Origin of the sequence: Salinisphaera sp. (assembly GCF_035690525.1) — a bacterium.
In the GTDB taxonomy this organism is placed as follows: domain Bacteria; phylum Pseudomonadota; class Gammaproteobacteria; order Nevskiales; family Salinisphaeraceae; genus Salinisphaera.
Genome location: NZ_DASSKM010000134.1, coordinates 1 through 2,395, shown reverse-complemented (window position 1 = coordinate 2,395; position 2,395 = coordinate 1). Strand labels below are relative to the sequence as shown.

General features: G+C 63.5%; 2 protein-coding genes. Both read left to right on the top strand.

What is annotated here, in order from left to right; genetic code table 11:
• The first annotated feature begins 288 nt into the window (after positions 1-288).
• Positions 289-786 (top strand): acyl-CoA thioesterase, encoded by a 498-nt coding sequence (locus VFJ08_RS10070; RefSeq protein WP_324997075.1) that lies wholly within the window; start codon positions 289-291, stop codon positions 784-786.
• Positions 787-838: 52 nt separating this feature from the next.
• On the top strand, positions 839-2,395 hold a 1,557-nt coding region (locus tag VFJ08_RS10065; protein ID WP_324997074.1), incomplete at its 3' end, for a glucan biosynthesis protein D.

The following is a 2,395-nucleotide window of genomic DNA, read 5'->3' as shown; positions in this document are numbered from 1 at the left end:
CCGCGTTGCGACCCCAAATCGTGTCAGCCAAGACGCAGAGCGCCGACCGCAGTCATTCTGCGGTCAAGCTCTGCAACGCCGGATGGCGCGATTTGGGGCCGCAACCCCCAATAAATTTCGATGGGCCGGGGCCATTTTGGCACAATCCAGCGTTGCAGCGCGCTACGGTAGAATGACTACCGTACGCCCGCTGCGCCTTGTCTTGCGTCAAAATGGCCGCCGGCGCGGTGTCGTATGAAACGGCAACAGGCCCTAAACTCGGGTCCAGCTCCAAAATGTTCCGGCCGCATGTCCCAACAAGAGATCACGCTACGTTTTCTTGCCGAACCTTCCGACGTAAATTTCGGCGGCAACGTTTTCGGCGGCAGCGTCATGAAATGGATCGACCACGCGGGCTATACCTGCGCGGCGAACTGGTCGCACAGCTACTGCGTGACCGCCTATGTCGGCGGCATTCGCTTTCTCAAGCCGATCCGCGTGGGCGACCTGGTCGAACTCAAGGCCGAGCTGATGCATACCGGCAACTCCAGCATGCATATCTCGGTGAGCGTGTACGCGCGCGACCCGAAGTCGGCCGACGCGCGCTTCACCACGCACTGTATTCTGGTGTTCGTGGCGGTCGACGGCGAAGGCCGGCCGACGACGGTGCCGACCTTTACCCCGGATACGCCACAGGCCCGCCGCCTCAACGATTACGCCCGCAAGATGATCGACCTGCGCCAGCGGATGCAGGACGAGGCGGCCGACTTCCTGCACGAAATGGAACCCCATGCCCGCGACGACTGACCCGGCCGGGCGACCGGCGATTCGTCACGACCTGCACTGACAAGGCGAGTTCATGCAACGACGCACTCTGATCAAAGCGTCTCTGGCGCTGACATCCCTCGGCCTGCCGGCCATTCCGGCTTTGGCCAAGACGCCAATCGCGAGCGGCGGCGGCCAGCCCTTCTCCTTCGACGGATTGAAGGACAAGGCGCAGAAGATGGCGCGCTCCGAATACCGCTCCCCGGCGGAGGACCTGCCCGACGCGCTGGCCAATCTGGCGCCGCTGGATTATCAGAAAATCGTCTACGACTGGCGCGACGCGCTGTGGTCGTCGGATCCGGACGTCGATCTGCGGGTGCATTTCTTCCATGTCGGCATGCACTTCAACACGCCGGTGCGCATGCACGCCGTCGACCCGGATACCGGCATGTCGCATCCGATTCCCTTCAAGCCGGAATTGTTCGACTATGACGACAGCGGCATCGACCCGCAGCAGCTACAAGGGTACAACCTGGGCTTTGCCGGCTGGCGGCTGGCGGTGAAGCCGTGGGGCGCCTATGTTCACGAGGTGGCCTCCTTTCTGGGCGCCAGCTATTTCCGCGCCATCGACAAGAACAAGCAGTACGGCCTGTCGGCGCGCGGCCTGGCGATCAATACCGACGTGCCCGAGGGCGAGGAATTCCCGGATTTCACACAGTTCTGGTTCGTGCGCCCCAAGGACGGCTCCGAACGGGTCACGGTCTATGCGCTACTGGATTCGCCAAGCGCGACCGGCGCCTATCGCTTCGATATCGATGCCGGCAATGCCCGGGGCGTGATCATGGATATCTCGGCGCACGTCTATACGCGCAAGCCGATCAAGCGCCTCGGCATCGCGCCGATGACCAGCATGTACCTCAAGGGCACCGCGCAGGAAAGCGCGCGCGACACGATCTATCCGCTGATGCACGACTCCGACCGGCTCGCGATGTGGCGCGGCAACGGCGAATGGATTTGCCGTCCGCTCTACAACCCGCCGACGATCCAGTTCAATACGTTCCTGGACGAGAATCCGCGCGGCTTCGGGCTGGTCCAGCGAGATCACGATTTCGACGACTACCGCGATCCCGTGACCTGGTACAACCGCCGGCCGAGTCTCTGGCTCACGCCCAAGAACAAGTGGGGCAAGGGCCAGATCGCGCTCATGGAAATGCCCACGGTCGGCGAAACCGTGGACAACATCGTGGCCTTCTGGATTCCGGAGAAGCCGGTCACCGCGGGCCGTCACCTGAACTACGACTACAGGCTCTACTGGTGGCCCGAACCGCCCGTTTCGCCGTCGCTGGCCATCGTGGACAAGACCTGGTCGGGCATGGGCAACGTGCAGGAAGGCTGGATTCCGGGCAATAAGTCGCCGGACCAATACGCGCGCCGCTTCGCCGTCGATTTCGTCGGCCCGCCGCTGGACGACCTGCCGGACGACGCCGACGTGGGCGTCAACGTCTCGGCCTCGAACGGCCGGATCAGCTACACCTCGACCCACGCGATGAAGCCGATCAACGGCTACCGCGCCGTGTTCGACTGGATGCCGACCTCGCGCGACACCACGCCGGTGACCCTGCGCGCTTATCTCACCAACGGCGACCAGACC

Coding starts and splice junctions, on each gene's coding strand:
- VFJ08_RS10070 (WP_324997075.1), top strand. CDS start 289: ATGTCCCAACAAGAGATCACGCTACGTTTTCTTGCCGAACCTTCCGAC.